Consider the following 17,375-nt stretch of genomic DNA (forward strand, 5'->3'; position numbering starts at 1 on the left):
GTTTCGCGCACAGGGGGCTTCATGCGGCATTCCGTCATTATTCCGCTGTACAACAAACGCGCCTATATCGGCGAAACCATCGCCTCGCTGGCGGCGCAGGAGAAAGCACCGGACGAGATCATCATCGTCGACGACGCCAGCACCGACAACGGCATGGAGGCGGCGGAGCAGGCCTTGCGCCACCACGCTCAGGATTTATCTCATACCCGCAGCGTGCTGCTGCGGCTGCCGCGCAACAGCGGCCCCGGCGCGGCGCGCAACGCCGGGCTGGCGCGGGCCGGCGGCGAACTAGTGAGCTTTCTGGACGCCGACGACTGCTACCGTCCGGATTGCCTGCGCTTGCTGGAGCAAAAAATGAACGAGCACCGGCTGGACCTGGCGGTGCTGGGCTATGACAGCTCGCCGCAGGAAGAGCGCTTCCCGCAAGCGGACGCGCTGCGCGCCGAGTGGGAGCCCCTGGAGGACGAAGTCTTCCTGCTTCCGCGCCCGCTGCGCACCGCCGGCCACCCTGATTTCTTCATGGGCCGGGCCAGCAATGTGGCCGCGCGGCGGCAGTGGCTGCTGACGCAGCGCTACGTGGCCGGCGCGCGCTTGAACGAGGGCATCGATTTCTGGTATCGGGTGCTGAAGGAGATCGTCGCGCACGGCGGACGCGCCGGGGTGCTGTCCGCTCCGCTGATTCGCTTCCGCATTCTGGCGGACAGCCTGTCCCACCGGCCGTGCCGGGATTGGCGGCTGCTGGCCACCCCACCCACCGTGCTGCGTTATGCCGGCAGCCAGGACGCGGACGAGCTGCGCCTGGCTCGCATGCTGGCGCAGCGCTGGCTGGATTATGCGCAGGAATCGCTGCCGGACGCGGCGCAGCGGCGCGCCTTCCTGGCCCGCCATCGCCCGCTGCTGATCCAGCTGGGGCTAGCGCAAACGGATGCGGCGAGGTTGCCGGCATGAACGCGCCGCTAACCCAGCCTTCCGCGTCGGCTCGTCAGCAAGCCTTGTTGCGAGAGTGTTTCGAGCTGGCCCGCGCCCACCCCTTCTACCAAGCGCTTTACCGCGGCGTAGACTGCGTCGACGCCGCGCAGCCGCTGGAAAAAGCGGCTCTGCAAGCCGCGTTGGCGTCGTTTGCGCCGGAACGGGAGGCTTCCGGGCTCTATCTGGTGCGCTCCGGCGGCAGCACCCAGGCGGCGCTGACCTTCCCGGTGGATATCGCGGAAAACCTGGCCCAGCGGCAGGCGCTGGCGGACCGGTTGCGCGCCGACGGGGTGTTCGGCCCCGCCAGCATCGCCCTGAACCTGTTTGGCTACGCCAACCTCTACCGCACCGCCGCCATTGTCGACGATGTGCTGGAGCGCTGCCAGGCCACCACCCTGCCGATGAGCGCCCACGCCGCCGACGCCGACATCCTGGCCGCGGCGCGGCAGTTCCGCCCCAGCCATGTATTGGGCACCCCGTCGCGGCTGGCGCTGTTCGCCGCCCATCTGGAGGCCGCGGGCCAGCGCTTGGAGATTCCGCAACTGCTGTACGCCGGCGAAACCCTGCACGCCTCCACTATGGCGCGGCTGCGCGCCGCCTTGGGTGCGGGCCAGGTCTGGTCTCTGTACGGCGGCGCGGAAACCGGCATCTGGGCCTGGAGCGACGCCAGCCGTCGCCCCGGCCTGTTTCGGGTGCTGCCGCGGGTGGCGGCGGAGATCCTGCAGCCGGACGCCGCCGGTTACGGCCGCATTGCGGTCAGCAACGCCTGGCGACGGCGCTTTCCGGTGTTTCGCTACTGCGTGGGCGACATCGGCCGCTGGGTGGAGCGCGACGGAGAACGCTGGCTGGAATTGCGCGGTCGCGACGGCCGCTCCTTCCGCCTCAATGAAACCACTTACGAACTGGACGATTTCGCGAGGCTGGCCGGCGCGGAGGAAGGCTTCCAGATCCAACTGGACCGCGACCCAGCCGGCCGCGAGCGGCTGACCCTGCTGCTGGCCGCACCGCTGGACGCCGCAGCGGAGGCCACCTTGCGCTCGCGCCTGACGGCCTTGCTGGGCCTGGCGACGGACTCCTGCTCCTTCGCGCTCAGACCGGCGGCGCGGGAGCAATGGCGGCTGGACCCCATCACCAGCAAAACGCCGCCCATCGTGGACCTGCGAGCCTGAGAACGTGTTTACGATCTCGCGAGCTAAGAACCTGTTCAACATCCACGGGCTTCGAACAAGTTGGCCCCCCGGCGGACCGCCATCCCGGCCGTCCGCCGCCCTTGCCCGCTCCGCTCACAAGGTCTGGAAATAGAAGCGGTAATCGCCCTGGCCGAACAACATCGACATGCTGGTCAGATTGCTGTTGGCCGGCGTGCCCACCAGGGTCAGGATGGGAATGGAATCGTGACCGTATTGATACGCCTGGGTCTGCGGGTTGTAGCCGAACTGGTAGAAGGTGTCCACGCTGCCCACCTTGAAGGCGTACAAGCGATAGGTGCTGCCGTCGAACAACATCGACCAACGGTGGAAATCCGTATCCCCGGGCGCACCGGTGACGTTCAAGGTGGGAATGGAGTTGTAACCGTACTCATAGTGGTTGGTGGAACGGTTGAAGCCAAACTGGTACAGCACCGTGGGCGCGCCCAAACGCCGCAAATACAGCCGATACGTGCTGGTGCTGCCGTCGTAGAGCATGGATACGCTGCTGGCGTCCGCGTCCGGCGGTGCGCCGGTGATCTTCAACTCCGGGATGGAGTGGAAGCCGAACTCGTACTTGGACGTGGCCGGATTGAACGCGGCCTGATACAGGGTATCCGCGCTGCTGCCCTTGAAGAAATACATCCGGTAGTACTCGCCGTCGTTGAGCATGGTCCAACGCGCCCAATTGGTGTCGTTGGGCATATTGGCGATCGCCATATTGGGAATGGACCCGCCATAGGCGAATTTGTAGGTGCTGGTATTGGGCACATAAGCAAACTGATTGACTGATGGCATGACGCTTTCCTCCGAAAGGTAAGTCAGCTGCCCCAACGCCGACGCGAAGCCGGCGTCTTCCATACGGCAACAGCAGCTGGCAAAACCTGCGCAAACGACAACGCTCCGCGCCGCAGCGGGGCTGCAGGCTTGGACGTTCAAGCGGGTTTTGCCAGCGGTTCTACCCCTTGTTCAACATGATGGTCGCGTGACGGCGCATGAATCTCTCCTCCCCCGCGCAGCGGCGCGGGCGAAGCGGATGAACAAACAGCCACTAAGTCGTCAATCAGGGGCGGGCGCCTTGGCGCGGACGAGGCGGGGCCGATAATGGCGGCGATAGGGACTTCAACTAGCCATTGATAGCACCTCAAAAACCGAACACGCCTGTACTTTGGGACTAGGCCGGCTTAATCAGTTACAGCCGTTACAGATTGCGCGCTATGCCGGCGGCCTCCGCCGCCCATAGAATGCATGCCATCGACAGCGCCGACGATGCGCAGCCTCACCCAAGGGAAGCATTATCAATGAGAACAAAGGGATTCCTCAGCCTGGCCCTGGCCGCCCTGCCGGCCGCGAGCCAGGCCGCTATGCCCATCGCCCAACTTAATCAGCACGCCGAGCGCATCTTCAAAGACAGCCAGGCGGTGGGCATGGTGATGGTGGTGATAGACAAACAAGGCAGCCTGCAACGTTTTTACGGAGAAACCCGCCCCGGCAGCCGTCAGACGCCGGATGCCAACTCCCTGCTGCGCATCGCCAGCCTCAGCAAACTGATGACCAGCGAAGTGCTGGCGGCCATGGTGCTGGATCAGCGGCTCAAGCTGGACGATCCACTGCAAAAGTTCGCCCCGGCCGGCGCCCGGCCGGCCAAGGCCTTGGGCGGCCAGCCCATCACCTTGCTGCACCTGGCCACCCACACCAGCGGCTTTCCTCGCGAGCTGCCGGGCGTCAAACCGCGCGACACGCCGGTGTTCGCCTGGCCCAATCAACAACAGCGCTGGCGCTGGCTGGCCAAGACCAAGAGCCGATTTGCGCCGGGGCAGAGCGCCCAATACTCCAACCTGGCTTACGATTATCTAGCCGACGCGCTGGCAGTCGCCGCCGGCAAACCCTATCCGACCTTGCTGCGCGACACCGTCACCGGGCCGCTGGCCATGCGCGACACCACCTTCAGCCCCAGCCCCGCGCAGTGCGCGCGTCTGCTGCGCGGCGTGGAAACCAGCCCCTGCGTCAATACCAGCGCGGCCATAGGCAGCGGCGGCGTCTACTCCACCGCCGCCGACATGCAACGCTGGCTGCAAGACCTGATGCGGCCCCAGAACGAGCAACGCAAACGCCTGTATCAGCAAACCTTCCAGATGCGCTATCAGCGCGCCGATCTGCGCAGCCTTACCGGCATGGACGTGCCCGGCAAAGCCGACGCGTTGGGCCTGGGCTGGGTGGCCTTGCGCGAACAGCCTAAGGCCCAACCCTTCCTGCAAAAAACCGCCGGCGGCGGCGGTTTTTTCAGCTATGTCGCCATCGATCCACAACGGCAGACGGCGGTATGGGTGGCGCTGACCCGCGGCAAACAGACGCGCTACCAGGCCATGAGCGACGGCGTCAATCAATTGCTGCTGGCGCTGAACCGCTCCTAATAAGCGGTTTACGATCCGCCGCGCGTCGGCGAACGCCTTATCTCGCCCTTGCTCGCTAGCGCGTAAACAAACTCCACGCCCCAGTCCAGGCGAGCAGGAACGGTAGAGGCGGCGACAGCAGCCCGACCTCCGCCGCGCCCGGCGCGCCGCCCTTTCTCTTCCACATCCTCATCGACAAGGAGGCATCGCCATGCCCTTAATGAATCGCCGCGTCCTGCCGCTGCTCTGCGCCGCGCTATCCGCCCACGCTCTGGCCGCCGCGCCTTCGCCCCGGGCCGCCGTGGACGCGGAGATCCCCGCGCTGATGCATAAAAACGGCATACCCGGCATGGCGGTGGGCCTCGCCGTCGACGGCGGCGTCCAGGTCTACAACTACGGCGTCGCATCCAAAGTCGGCCATAGGCCGGTGACGCGCGCCACACTGTTCGAGATCGGCTCGCTCAGCAAAACCTTCACCGCCGCGCTGGCCAGCTACGCCCAGACCGAAGGCAGGCTCTCGCTGGCCGACCCCGTGACCCAGCACCTGCCGGCGCTGGCCGGCGGCGGCCTGGAGCGCGTCACGCTACTGAACTTGGGCACACAGACCTCCGGCCTGCCCTTGTTCGTGCCGGACGACGTCGACAACGCCGGCCAGTTGCGGCGATTCCTGCGGCGCTGGCGTCCCAAACAGCCGGTGGGCAGCCAGCGGGTCTATTCCAATATCGGCATCGGGGTCCTGGGCCAGATCGCCGCCGCCAGCATGCGCATGCCCTACGCGGCGGCGGTGGAAGGCAGGCTTTTCGCCAAGCTGGGCATGGACAGCAGCTTCGTCAACGTTCCCTCCCAGAGAATGCGCGACTACGCTCAGGGCTACGACAAGAACGACCGGCCCGCGCGGCTGACTCCGGCCGTGTTGGCGGACGAAGCCTACGGCGTCAAGTCCAGCGCGGCAGACCTGGCCCGCTTCCTCAACGCCAATATGGGCCTGTTGCCCATGGCGCCCAAGTTGCAGGCCGCGCTCGAGGACACTCATATCGGCTACTACCGCGCCGGGGAATTGACCCAAAGCCTGATCTGGGAACAATACCCGTATCCGGTGGCCCTGCCCCGGTTGCTGAGCGGCAATTCCCCCGCCTACATCTATCAAGGCATGCCGGCGCAGCGCCTGGATCCGCCGCTGCCGCCGCAAGCGCGGGCCTTCATCAACAAGACCGGGTCCACCAACGGCTTTTCGGCTTACGTCGCCTATATCCCGGAAAAGAGGCTGGGCATCGTGCTATTGGCAAACAAGTCCTATCCGCTGGCCGAACGAGTGAGCGCAGCCTACCGCATTCTGGCTCGTCTGGACGACGGGCTGACGCCGGGCCCCAACCATGAGCGTGCGCTAGCCGGCGGTCTTGAGCACGACGATGGACGCGACTAGCAGCGACAGATAGGCAAGCTTCTTGTAGCTCTTTTTGTCGCCCCAAAACAAGATGCCGGTCACCACCGTGCCCACCACGCCAATCCCGGTATACGCGGCATAGGCAATCGACATATCTATGGTTTTCATCGCCAGATAGAGAAGAAACAGGGAGCTGCTCAAGCCCAGCGCATACAGCGCGCAGCCCCTGGCATAGCGCTTCAACGCAATGTCCCGGATACCCACCACCACCAGGATTTCAAGCACGCCCGCCGCCAACAGATAAAACCCATCCATATCAATCTTTCACCTGCTTGAGCTGCACCACTGAGAACAAGATCGCCGCGATCGCCAGCATCGCGGCCAGGCTAAGCGGCTTGCCGAACAGGGCGACATCCAGCAAATAAGTGCCCACGGTGCCAAAGATCACGAAAAACACATAAGCGGTCGACGCGCCCATTCTTTTGGTGGCCAGCACCAGGAGGGCAAAGCTGCCGACGATGCAGACGATGGTCGCCAACCACTCCAATACGCTGTCCGAACGCTTCAAGCCCGCGGCCCACAACACCTCAAGTCCGCTGGCAAGCAACAACAACACCCAACTAAGCATCTTTAAACCGCCCTTCACCATTTCAACCGTGAAACTCCGCAAACCGTCTCGGCGCGTGTCTAAAATCTCGCAAACAGGGCGAGACTGCGAGCAAGCGCTCAGCTCCCCGCCCATTGCTCAATGTCATGGAACGCGTCTTGCCACTCCTGCTCGCTCATATCCGCCAGGCCGAAATAACGCAGCATGAAAGCCCCTTCCACAGCCAGATAGGCCATACGCGCGCGGCGGCCCTCCTCGGTGGAGACGTCCAGCTTGCCCAGGCGTTCGGCATGCCAGGCCCGCACCCAATCCTTCTGGTCCTTGGACTCCAGCATGGCGCTCAGATGGCAGGCGGCGCGGGCGATCAAGGCCTCTTCCGTCGCGGTGATGCGGACATGGGTTTTAACTTGCTCGACGCTGGACAGCTGTTCGGCAGCGACGCCCGCCGTTTTCTCGAAGCACGCGTCATAGTGCTTGCCCCAACGCTCCAACATGGCATTGACCAGATTGTGCTTTGCGCCAAAACAGGATTGGACGCCGCCCTTGCTAATACCCACGGCCTTGGCCACAGCATCGATGGTGAGGGCGGCCGCCCCGCTGCGTTCGATGATGTCTTCCGCGGCGTCCAGCACTTGATCGCGATCGATCGATCTGGGTTTGCCCACTCGTTCTCTCCTCAATTGAATACATACGTATGTATTTTATTAATTCGAACAAACGGCGTCAATCGCGCGGCGGGCAAGGCCGCGCGTTCACGCAGGCGCTCAAGCCGGCGCCAGCTCTTGGGTGAACAGCGTTTGGCCTGCCACGTCCTTCAGCCTTACCGTCATCGCGCGGCTGCGGGCGTCTATGTCCACCTGCCCAAAAAACTGCATGCCTGCCAAGGGCGACAAGTTCTGCGTCTCCGGCGCCTTCTGGTACACCACCTTGGGGCCGAAGGTCATGTCCAGCGAATTGGGACCGAAGGTGCCAGCGTTCAACGGGCCGGAAACAAACTCCCAGAACGGATCGAAATCCGCGAAGGCGGCGCGCGCCGGGTGATAGTGGTGGGCGGCGGTGTAATGCACGTCGGCGGTGAACCACACCACGTTGCGGATATCGCGGCGCTTGATCTCGCGCAGCAACCAGGCCAGTTCCAGTTCGCGCCCCAGCGGCCGGCCGTGGTCGCCGTTGGCCATCGCCTCCCAGCGCGCGCTGCCGTCCGCGTTCTTGCCGTCGGCCACCTGCAGGCCCAGCGGCATGTCCGCCATCACCGCCTTCCAAACGCCCTTGGAAGCCTGCAAGCCTTCCAACAGCCATTGCAGCTGCGCCCGGCCCATGAAGTTCGCGCCCGGCTCTCCCTCCCGCTGCAGATTGGCGCCGTTGGCGTCGCGATAGCTGCGCATGTCCAGCACGAAGACATCCAGCAGCGGCCCTTGCGGCAGATGGCGATACACCCGCTCGTCCTCGCCGTTGCCGTGAAACCGCAACGGCGCGTACTCCAGAAAGGCGCGAGTGGCCCGCGCCTGCAGCACGCCAATATTCTTCTCGCGGTAGCGCGGATCGGCGGACAAATCCTTGCCGTCGGACCAGTTGTTGACCACCTCGTGGTCGTCCCATTGCCAGATTTGCGGCACCTCGGCGGCAAAACGCCGCACATTGGCGTCCATCAGGTTATAGCGATAGCGTCCGCGGTATTCATCCAGGGTCTCCGCCACCTTACTCACCTCCGGCGTCAACAGATTGCGCCAGATTTTGCCCCCCTCCACCACGGTTTCCGCCGCCATCGGGCCGTCGGCGTAGATGGTGTCGCCGCAATGCACGAAAAAATCCGGCTGCTGCCTGCGCATGGTTTCATAGATGCGCATGCCGCCCCAGTCCGGATTGATGCCGTAGCCCTGTCCGGCGGTGTCGCCGGACCAGACGAAACGCAGATCGCGCGCTGTTTCCGCCACGGTGCGGAAGCGGCCCGTCACCGGTTCGGACCAGGCCCGTGGATGGACCGCGTCTTCAAAGCGCGCCCTCACATACAACTGCTCGCCGGCCGGCAAACCGCTCAGATCCACCCGCGCGGTGAAATCGCCGGCCTCGGTCGCCCATGGACCGCGCACCTCGCGCGGGCTGGTGAAGCGCTCGCTGCGGTCCCATTCCACCACCAGCCGCGCGGTCCGGTCCGAACGCGCCCAGACGATGGCGCGGTCCGCGCCCGCGTCGCCGATCTGGATGCCGGAGCTCATCAGCGGGCGCAGCCGGTCCGAGGTGACCACGGCCGGCGCGGCCAGCGCCGGCCCAGCCAACAACAAGCCTCCGCCGGCAAGCGAGGTTTTCAAAAAACGGCGGCGATCCATAAACATTCTCCGGCTTTATCAATAACGATCGAAAGGCTGATTTTGCCGCGACAAGATGACGCCAAAATGTCCCGCTAACGGATATTACGTATTTCATTCACGCGCTTGATCGCATATACCTCAAACACCCCGCCCCGAGGCCCTCCCAGCCGGCCTATAGTCAAGGGCTCCGCCAGCTGGTTCAAAGGAAAGCACATGCTCTGGGACCCCGGGCCGCCCCCGCCTTTCTCCACCTTGTTCGAGAGCGCTCCGCTGGCCAGCTACCAGGCTCTCCCGGCCAAATTCCGCTTAGAATGGGGACCCATCTACTACAGAGGCCGCCTGGACGGCAGCGCCAAGGTGCTGATCGTGGGACAGGACCCGTCCGCCGACGAAAACCTGGCGCGTCGCGCCATGGTCGGCACCGCCGGCCAACGGGTACAGGGTTTTCTGCGCAAGCTGGGCCTGGACCGCTCCTACGTGATCGTCAACGCCAGCCTGTACAGCATCTACGGCCAGTTCGACTCGGAGATGGCCGGCTTCATGGACCAGGCCGCGGTGCGGGCCTGGCGCAATCAGCTGCTGGACCAACTCAAACATCCCGGCCTGCAGGCGGTGATCGGCTTTGGCAAGGCGGCGGCCAAGGTGCTGGACGATTGGCCCGGCGCCGCCTCCTTCAAAGCCGCGCAGCGGCTGTTTCAGCCGCAGCACCCCACCGCGCGCGCGCCAAGCGCGCTGCTCAAATCCTGGAACCAAACACTGGCCGCGCTGGCACCGCTGCTGAGCCCGGACCCCGGCGTCGCGCCGGACCCCTCGCCTTACGAGCTCACGGGCTTTCGCGATCAGGATCTGGCGCGGATTCCACCCTCGGATCTGCCCTTCGGCATGCCGGCCTGGCTGGGCCAGGGCGACATGGCCACGCGGGTGATCAAAGGTCAGGCCAAACTGAAAGCCCCGGCCGCCAACGCCTCCATCCTGTGGACGGCACAGGCGGACCTGGGCTGAAGCCGAAGGAAGAACAGAATGAAAAGCTTGGGATGGCTGCTGTGCGCCGCGCTGTTTCCGGCCTATGCCGGGGTGACGGTGACGCCGGGCGACGGCGAACACCTGGTGATCCGCGGCCGCCTGGTGCTGGCGGAACAAGAGAGCGACGGCCGGCTGGTACTGGCCGGCGATCGCATCGTCTGCGCCGGCGCGGACTGCGTCGAACCCGCCGGGGCCACGGTGCTGGAAGTGAGCGAGGGCTACGTCTTTCCCGGCTTCATCGACGCCCACAATCACGTGGCCTACAACGCCCTGCCCAAATGGGCGCCGCCCAAGCTCTACCAAAACCGCGGGCAATGGCAGCGCGCCGCCTCTTACAAAGCGTTCAAACGGCCCTACGATCAACTGAAGAAAAGCGGCCTGATCTGCGAAATGGTGAAATACGGCGAGGCCAAGGCCCTGATCAGCGGCGTCACCACCATCCAGGGATCGCCCGCCGGCCGCTGCCTGCAAGGATTGGTTCGCAACGCGGAGAACCCTCAATCCGGCTTGCCCGTCTCCTCCGCGCACGTCCGCACCTTCATCCTGGACGTCGGCGGCGCGCCCAAAATCGACTGGAACGCGACCAGCACCTTCCTGATCCACATCGCCGAAGGCGTGGACGCCGACGCGCTGGCGGAATTCGCCACGCTCAAAGCCAAGGGCCTGCTCGCCCCCGGCACCGCCGTCATCCACGGCACCGCCTTCGGCGACGAGGAGTTCCGTCAGATGGGCATGGCGGGCAGTAAGCTGATCTGGTCCCCACAAAGCAATCTGGCCTTGTACGGCCGCACCACCCGCGTCGACCTCGCCCTGCGCCACGGCGTGCCGGTTTCTCTGGGCGTGGATTGGAACCCCACCGGCAGCGATAATCTGTTCGACGAACTGCGCGTGGCGGAACGCGTCAATCAGCAGCAGTTCCAGGGCGCGATCCGGGAACGGGACTGGGTGGCCATGATCACCAGCCACCCGGCTCAGGCCTTGGCCTTGGACGACTACATCGGCGAGCTGCGCGCCGGCCTGAAGGCCGATGTCGTCATCCTGTCCAGCCGCGCCGCCACCTCCGGCCAGTCGCTGCTGGACGCCAGGCTGCGCGACGTGGCCGCGGTGCTGGTGGGCGGCCAGTTGCTATACGGCGACAACGACGCGATGACGGCGGCCGGCCTCGCCGATTGCGACGCTCTGACCGTGGACGGCGCGCCCAAGCGGCTCTGTGCACGAACCCCCAAGACGCCCAAGGGCGAGCAAGGGCTGGGCGACATTCGCGCCGCTCTGCTCAAGGTATACGCCGGCGTAGCGCCGCTAGCGCCGTGAGCGTCCACGCCGCGCCCTGCCTCATCCGCCGTTCAAGCCCTCCGCGCTTCGTGGCAACGTCGGTTCGGAGACGCGTCCGCATCCCTCTCCGCAGCCTCCTTCGATTTATTATCCGACGCTTGGAAACCCGAAGCCAGGCAACGGACATTCCATCCCTTCTTGCGAGTCCATATGCTATAAAACAGCAAAATATGATTCCTTCATAAACACGAAATCCGTTGATTGATGGAGCTTCGACGCATGCAGCAAACGCCCGCCTCCGGCAACGACGCATTCGAATTTCTATCCACGCTGCCGCCCAGCCGCGCTCAGCGCCGGATGGCGCTGGCCGCCATCGTGGTGTCTATGCTGGTGTTCGTCTGCGCGCTGCCTTTCGCCAAACTGCCCCTGCCCAAGGTGCCCGCCTTCATTCCCGCGTATCAGGCGGCGATGGCGGTGTGCGATCTGGTCACTGCGGCCCTGTTGTTCGGCCAATACGCGATCTTGCGCGCTCGCGCCTTATTGGCCTTGGCGACGGGCTATTTGTTCACCGCGCTGATGGCGATGGCGCATTCGCTGACCTTTCCCGGCGTGTTCGCTCCGGGCGGCCTGCTGGGCGCCGGGCCGCAAACCACGGCCTGGATGTATATGTTCTGGCATGGCGGCTTTCCGCTGATGGTGCTGGCTTACTCACTGCTGGCTCAAAGCAACGACGGCCCAAAGCGCTTTGCCAGCGCGCTGCCTGCGGTGCTGGGTTGCGTCGCGGGCTCGCTGGCGCTGATGCTGGCGCTGACCGCGCTGGCCACGCTGGGCCACCCTTGGTTTCCCCCCATCATGCAGGGCAGCCGCTACACGCCCATCATGTTCGGCGTGGTGTCCGCCGTTTGGGGCTTCAGCGCGCTGGCTTTGCTGCTCTTGCTGCGGCGCTGGAAGCGCACCTTGCTGGACGTCTGGCTGGCGGTCGTGATGACAGCCTGGCTGTGCGACATCGCCTTATCCGCCATGCTCAACGCCAGCCGCTTCGACCTGGGCTTTTACGCCGGCCGCGGCTACGGCCTGCTGTCCGCCAGCTTTGTGCTGATCATCCTGCTGCTGGAAAACGGCCTGCTCTACGCGCGCCTGGCGGACACCGCCGGGCAATTGCGCGTGGCCAAGCAACAGGCTGAGGACGCCACCCAAGCCAAGTCGATGTTCCTGGCCAATATGAGCCATGAAATCCGCACGCCGATGAACGCCATTATCGGCATGTCCTATCTGGCGCTGAAAACCAAGCTGACCGGGCAGCAGCGCGACTACGTCAGCAAAATCCACAACGCCGGCACCTCTCTGCTGGGCATCATCAACGACATTCTGGATTTTTCCAAAGTGGAAGCCGGCAAGCTGGAAATGGAAGCCGAACCGTTCTGGCTGGACGATGTGTTGGAGGCGGTATCCTCGCTGGTGGCGCAAAAAGCGACCGACAAATCTCTGGAATTACTGTTCGAAGTGAGCTCGGACGTGCCCAAAGGCCTGGTGGGCGACGCCTTGCGGCTCAGCCAAGTGCTGATCAATTTGAGCAACAACGCGATCAAGTTCACGGAAAAGGGCCAAGTGGCCATCATCATCAGCAGACTGGAACAAGTGGGCGACAAGGTCCATCTGCGTTTTTGCGTGCACGACACCGGCATCGGCATGAGCGAGGAACAAGCTGCGCGGCTATTCCAGCCGTTCAGCCAGGCGGACGGCTCCACCACGCGCCGCTTTGGCGGCACCGGCCTGGGCCTGACCATCGCCAAGCGGCTGGTGGAACTGATGGGGGGGGCGATCCGAGTAGAGTCCGCGCCCGGCTGGGGCAGCCTGTTCATGTTCAACGCCTGGCTGGGCGTGTCCTCCGCCGTGGACACCCGCCGCCAGGGCTTGCCCAGAGAGATCAAGGGCTTGCGCGTGCTGGTGGTGGACGACAACGCGTCGGCGCGGGACATCCTGTCCGACCAACTGCGGTCGCTGGGTTTTTTCGCTCACGTCTGCGCCTCCGGGCCGGAGGCCGTGGCCGCGATCGCCCAGGCCAATCTGGATCGGCCTTTCGACGCGGTTTTCGTGGACTGGATGATGCCGGGCATGAACGGGGTGGAAACCATCTCTCAGATTCGCAGCATCAGCCGCAGCATCAAGGTGGTCCTGGCCACCGCCTTTGGCCGCGACGACGTTCGCGCCCAAGGCGAGCTGAGCGGCTGCGACGCGGTCCTGATCAAGCCCGTCAGCCTGTCTTCTCTATACGACGTAGTACTGGCGATGTTCGGACCGCAGCGAGACCACGGCATGGTGGCGCTCACCGAGGAATTGCCGCGCTTGGACGGCGTACGCCTGCTGCTGGTGGAAGACAACCTGGTGAATCAACAAATCGCCGTGGAGCTGCTGGGCGACGCGGGCGCGCTGGTGACTTTGGCCAATCACGGCGGCGAAGCGCTGGCCCGTCTGGCCGCGATGGGGCCGCAGGGCTTCGACGCAGTGCTGATGGATGTGCAAATGCCGGTGCTGGACGGCATATCCGCTACCCGGCAAATCAAGGCCGATCCGCGATTTTCCTCCTTGCCTGTGCTGGCAATGACGGCAGACGCGCTGTCGGAAGAGCGGGAAGACTGCATGAACGCCGGCATGGACGACTACATCGCCAAGCCGATTGACCCGCATGCGATGTTCCAAACCCTGCTGCGCTGGGTCAAACCGATACCGCCGGGCGCGGAGCTCCGGCACGCCGTCTCGTCCGCGCTGGCGCTGCCGGACATCCCCGGCCTGGATCAACAGGCCGGCTTGAAACGCGTGGCGGGAAAACGCGAACTATACCTGCACCTGCTGCGCCAATTCGTCGCGGAAGAGGCCGACGCCGCCGCGCGGCTGTCCGCTGCGCTGGAAATCGGCGACTACGTCCAGGCCGAACGCACCGTGCATACGCTAAAAGGCGTCAGCGGCAATGTGGGTTGCGTGCAACTTCAGGATGCCGCCGCCGCGCTGGAGCGGGATTTGCGCGCGCGCGGCGCCGTCCGTCTGGCCCCGCTGGAACAAGCGTTGGAGCAGGTGATGACGGCGCTACGCGCCGGCCTGGAGGCGGAGGATCGTTTATCCGGCACCGGCGCGCCGAATGGGGATGCCCCGGCCGATCCGGCGCTGCTGCGGCGGTTGGCGGCCCTTCTGGCCGCCAGCGACGGCGACGCCCTGGAGCTCTTCCTGCAACAGGCGCCGGCCCTGCGCGCCCTGCTCGCCCCGAATGAATTCGCCGATTTCGAAAAAGCACTGAACCAGTTCGACTTCGTCAACGCTCTGACGCTGCTGCGCCACGCCGCGGCCGCCCAGCGCATCCCTTTGCCGGAGGACATAAGATGACGGACTCCGCCCTGGCCTCGCCGCGCCAGACCGTTCTGATCGTGGACGATACGCCGGAAAACCTCACTTTGCTTTACGGTTTGCTCAAAGATCACTACCGAACCCAAATCGCCAACAGCGGCGAACGCGCGCTGGAACTGCTGGAGGGCGAAACACTGCCGGACCTGCTGCTGCTGGATGTCATGATGCCCGGCATCGGCGGCTTTGAGACCTGCCGCCAAGTCAAAGCCAATCCGCGCACCGCGCGGATCCCGGTGATCTTTCTCACCTCGATGGGCGAAAACGAAAATGAACAGGCCGGCTTCGACGCCGGCGCGGTGGATTACATCATCAAACCCATCTCGCCCCCCATCGTGCTGGCCCGGGTCAAAACCCATCTGCGGCTCAAAGCCGCCGCGGACTTTCTGGAAGACAAGGCCGCTTTCCTGCAAAGCGAAGTGGAACGCCGCACCCACGAAGTGCAAGTCGTCCAGGACGTCACCATCCTCGCGCTGGCTTCGCTGGCGGAAACCCGCGACCATGAAACGGGCAACCATCTGCGCCGGACACAAAACTACGTTCTCGCCTTGTGCACTCAATTGCGCGGCCACCCGCGCTTTCAAGCCGCGCTGGAAGAAGAAACCATCCAAGAGCTGTTCAAATCCGCGCCCTTGCACGATATCGGCAAGGTGGGCATTCCGGACCATATCCTGCTCAAACCGGGCAAGTTGACGCCGGAAGAGTTCGAAATCATGAAAACCCACACCACCCTGGGGCGCGACACCATCGCCGCGGCGGAGAGACTGTTGAATTCTCCCAGCAGCTTTCTGCGTCACGCCAAGGAGATCGCTTACAGCCATCAGGAGAAATGGGACGGCAGCGGCTACCCTCAGGGCCTTGTCGGCGACGACATCCCCGTCTCCGCCCGCCTAATGGCGGTGGCGGACGTATACGACGCCTTGATTTCCCGCCGCGTCTACAAGCCTCCCTTCCCCCATGAACAGGCGGTCTCCATCATCCGCGAGGGCTGCGGCAGCCATTTCGACCCGGACATCATCGCCGCCTTCCTGACCATAACGGAAACGTTCCGCGCCATTGCCGAGCGCTATACCGACTAAGAACCTGTTTACGATCTGCTGCGCGTCGTGGAACGTTACACGACGAGTACCGCATTCAAAATGCTCATGTACCGTGTGTACACTCCGCTTTCTCAGCCGTTTTCGTCTTGTCTCGCTCTAGCTCTAGCTCTAGCTCTAGCTCTAGCTCGCGAGATCGTAAACAGGCTCCAAGAACTCGCAAAAACGCACCGCCATTCGCCCGACAATAAGAAAACAGTCCTTGTCGTTTATTCGACACGGACTGTTTTGCATTCAAACCAAAGCGCCATGGCCGCCATCAACGCTTTTCATTTACGGGAACGCCGCTTAGGAAAGCAGGGATTTAACGGTGCTGCTGGTTTTATGCTCCACCAGCAAGGGCTCCATGCTGTCTCTTTTAGTCACGTCCAGATCGTGCTTGGAAATGATTTCCTTCAATTGACAAGCCAATTCCGACATGCTGTACGAACCTGCCTCAATATCGATCAGCAGGCCATCCACCCGGCTGCGGCTCAAGCGGTTGCTTTTCCACTTTCGCTCAAAGCCCCCGGCGGCAGCCAAGCTGGACAAGGCGGCGGCGATTGAAGTCAGCACTGTGGAATAACCCTTGAGATCATAGCCTTGCACCTGCAGCAAGCCCCCCACCACCACGCTGCAAAGAATTGATCCGAAAATGGCCGTATGATGGGCGAAGCTCCAAAGCCGCTGACCTTTGCTAAACCAGTTTCGCCATCTCATGGCTTCCTGCCTGAGCGCCTCTTTATCCATCATATTTCCTCCTCGCTGAGAAGTACGCATTTGCGGCCAGTCATGAAGTCAACATAGTCAATCCAACTGAAGTTGCAAATATTGACGCGTAAAAAGCCCATTATTTTGAAATTGCCCCCCCGTCTTCAGCGCTTGATGGAAAACGCTTAAACACTAAAGTTTTCGGAAAGCTCCTTTCATACATGAAAATAGGATAATAGAAACCCGGAACGTCCCACTCCATTGCGCATCAATAAAACTACCAATCTAGACCACGGTCTTGATTTCCGATAGCCTGACTTCACCCTCTCTTGGAACCTGTTTACGATCTGCTGCGCGTTGTGGAGCGTTACACGGTGAGTACCGCTTCGAAATGCCCATGTACCACTCGACCATTCCGCTTTCTCAGCCGCAACGCCTTGTCTCGCTCTTGCTCGCGAGATCGTAAACACGTTCTTAAGGCACCGGCTTACTCAAGAAAAACGCTAAATCTGTTTCAAGCAGAGTCATATGACAAGCATCATCTCTCGCCGGTCTCGCCGTCCGCTCCTGACCCGACAGCGGTTGAATTCGTACAAAAAAGGCCGCGGAACTAGCCTTGGGCGCGCATTGTCTATATAATCTGAATTCTTATCTGGGGGCGACCTGGTTTCGACGAGGGTTGCGAAGCAGATGAGGGCATACCGGGATTTCAGTCACCCCGTAAAACACTGAGTTTATTTAGTCGCAAACGACGAAACTTACGCTCTGGCAGCCTAAGGGCTAGCTAGACACTACAACGGTTCGCAGATGGGCCGGGGGCGTCAAAACCCTGTAGTGTCACTTTACATCTGCTAGTGCTATGTCGGGTTACTTGGCATAGTGCGAAACAATAGGTAACTCGCCAAAGTCCAGCCTGTCCGTCGGCGTGGCAGCGGTTAAATCCAAATGACACGACTAAGTATGTAGAACTCACTGTAGAGGACTTTCGGACGCGGGTTCGATTCCCGCCGCCTCCACCACCAATTCTTAGCAAAATCAATTGCTTACG

General features: G+C 63.1%; 14 protein-coding genes and 1 other RNA gene. 9 read left to right on the forward strand and 6 right to left on the reverse strand.

What is annotated here, in order from left to right; translation table 11 throughout:
* Positions 1 to 21: 21 nt before the first annotated feature.
* Complete coding sequence (locus HA052_RS21460) at positions 22 to 948, forward strand: glycosyltransferase family 2 protein (protein WP_081548275.1); 927 nt, start codon at positions 22 to 24, stop codon at positions 946 to 948.
* Positions 945 to 2,138, forward strand: a complete 1,194-nt coding sequence (locus HA052_RS21465) for a phenylacetate--CoA ligase family protein (RefSeq protein ID WP_166453516.1) — start codon at positions 945 to 947, stop codon at positions 2,136 to 2,138. Before HA052_RS21460 ends, HA052_RS21465 begins: the two co-directional genes overlap by 4 nt.
* Before the next feature lie 114 nt (positions 2,139 to 2,252).
* Here HA052_RS21465 and HA052_RS21470 read toward each other — a convergent pair whose 3' ends face one another.
* Positions 2,253 to 2,954: a hypothetical protein gene (locus HA052_RS21470; RefSeq protein ID WP_043631225.1), complete on the reverse strand. Its 702-nt coding sequence runs from the start codon at positions 2,952 to 2,954 to the stop codon at positions 2,253 to 2,255.
* Positions 2,955 to 3,457: 503 nt separating this feature from the next.
* Here HA052_RS21470 and ampH point away from each other — a divergent pair.
* Positions 3,458 to 4,570, forward strand: a complete 1,113-nt coding sequence (gene ampH, locus HA052_RS21475; RefSeq protein WP_081548271.1) for a D-alanyl-D-alanine-carboxypeptidase/endopeptidase AmpH — start codon at positions 3,458 to 3,460, stop codon at positions 4,568 to 4,570.
* 190 nt (positions 4,571 to 4,760) lie between these two features.
* Positions 4,761 to 5,972 (forward strand): CHC family extended-spectrum class C beta-lactamase, encoded by a 1,212-nt coding sequence (blaCHC, locus tag HA052_RS21480; RefSeq protein ID WP_206118991.1) that lies wholly within the window; start codon positions 4,761 to 4,763, stop codon positions 5,970 to 5,972.
* Here the strand turns inward: blaCHC and HA052_RS21485 are convergent.
* From HA052_RS21485 to HA052_RS21500, 4 genes are all read right to left on the reverse strand, one after another.
* Positions 5,934 to 6,248 carry a DMT family transporter gene (locus HA052_RS21485; RefSeq protein ID WP_081548267.1) on the reverse strand — a complete coding sequence of 105 codons (315 nt, stop codon included), beginning with the start codon at positions 6,246 to 6,248 and terminating at the stop codon, positions 5,934 to 5,936. The genes blaCHC and HA052_RS21485 overlap by 39 nt on opposite strands.
* 1 nt (position 6,249) lies before the next feature.
* Positions 6,250 to 6,675: a DMT family transporter gene (locus HA052_RS21490; RefSeq protein ID WP_206118992.1), complete on the reverse strand. Its 426-nt coding sequence runs from the start codon at positions 6,673 to 6,675 to the stop codon at positions 6,250 to 6,252.
* Positions 6,660 to 7,205 carry a TetR family transcriptional regulator gene (locus HA052_RS21495; RefSeq protein WP_166453517.1) on the reverse strand — a complete coding sequence of 182 codons (546 nt, stop codon included), beginning with the start codon at positions 7,203 to 7,205 and terminating at the stop codon, positions 6,660 to 6,662. The genes HA052_RS21490 and HA052_RS21495 overlap by 16 nt, the downstream gene beginning before the upstream one ends.
* 99 nt (positions 7,206 to 7,304) lie before the next feature.
* Complete coding sequence (locus HA052_RS21500) at positions 7,305 to 8,867, reverse strand: alkaline phosphatase D family protein (protein ID WP_166453518.1); 1,563 nt, start codon at positions 8,865 to 8,867, stop codon at positions 7,305 to 7,307.
* 195 nt (positions 8,868 to 9,062) lie between these two features.
* Between HA052_RS21500 and HA052_RS21505 the strand changes: the two genes are divergently transcribed.
* From HA052_RS21505 to HA052_RS21520, 4 genes are all read left to right on the forward strand, one after another.
* Complete coding sequence (locus HA052_RS21505) at positions 9,063 to 9,851, forward strand: uracil-DNA glycosylase family protein (RefSeq protein WP_166453519.1); 789 nt, start codon at positions 9,063 to 9,065, stop codon at positions 9,849 to 9,851.
* 18 nt (positions 9,852 to 9,869) lie between these two features.
* The gene (locus HA052_RS21510) at positions 9,870 to 11,183 is read left to right on the forward strand and encodes an amidohydrolase family protein (protein WP_166453520.1); all 1,314 of its coding nucleotides are present in this window, start codon (positions 9,870 to 9,872) and stop codon (positions 11,181 to 11,183) included.
* Positions 11,184 to 11,423: 240 nt separating this feature from the next.
* Positions 11,424 to 14,522 carry a response regulator gene (locus HA052_RS21515; protein WP_166453521.1) on the forward strand — a complete coding sequence of 1,033 codons (3,099 nt, stop codon included), beginning with the start codon at positions 11,424 to 11,426 and terminating at the stop codon, positions 14,520 to 14,522.
* Complete coding sequence (locus tag HA052_RS21520) at positions 14,519 to 15,619, forward strand: response regulator (protein WP_166453522.1); 1,101 nt, start codon at positions 14,519 to 14,521, stop codon at positions 15,617 to 15,619. Before HA052_RS21515 ends, HA052_RS21520 begins: the two co-directional genes overlap by 4 nt.
* 306 nt (positions 15,620 to 15,925) lie before the next feature.
* On the opposite strand, the gene HA052_RS21525 is transcribed toward HA052_RS21520, so the two are convergent.
* The gene (locus HA052_RS21525) at positions 15,926 to 16,369 is read right to left on the reverse strand and encodes a hypothetical protein (protein ID WP_141111181.1); all 444 of its coding nucleotides are present in this window, start codon (positions 16,367 to 16,369) and stop codon (positions 15,926 to 15,928) included.
* A gap of 612 nt (positions 16,370 to 16,981) precedes the next feature.
* Between HA052_RS21525 and ssrA the strand changes: the two genes are divergently transcribed.
* Positions 16,982 to 17,346, forward strand: a transfer-messenger RNA (tmRNA) gene (gene ssrA, locus HA052_RS21530).
* The last annotated feature ends 29 nt before the right edge of the window (positions 17,347 to 17,375 follow it).

Source organism: Chromobacterium fluminis (genome assembly GCF_011602385.1).
Taxonomy (GTDB): Bacteria; Pseudomonadota; Gammaproteobacteria; order Burkholderiales; family Chromobacteriaceae; genus Chromobacterium; species Chromobacterium fluminis.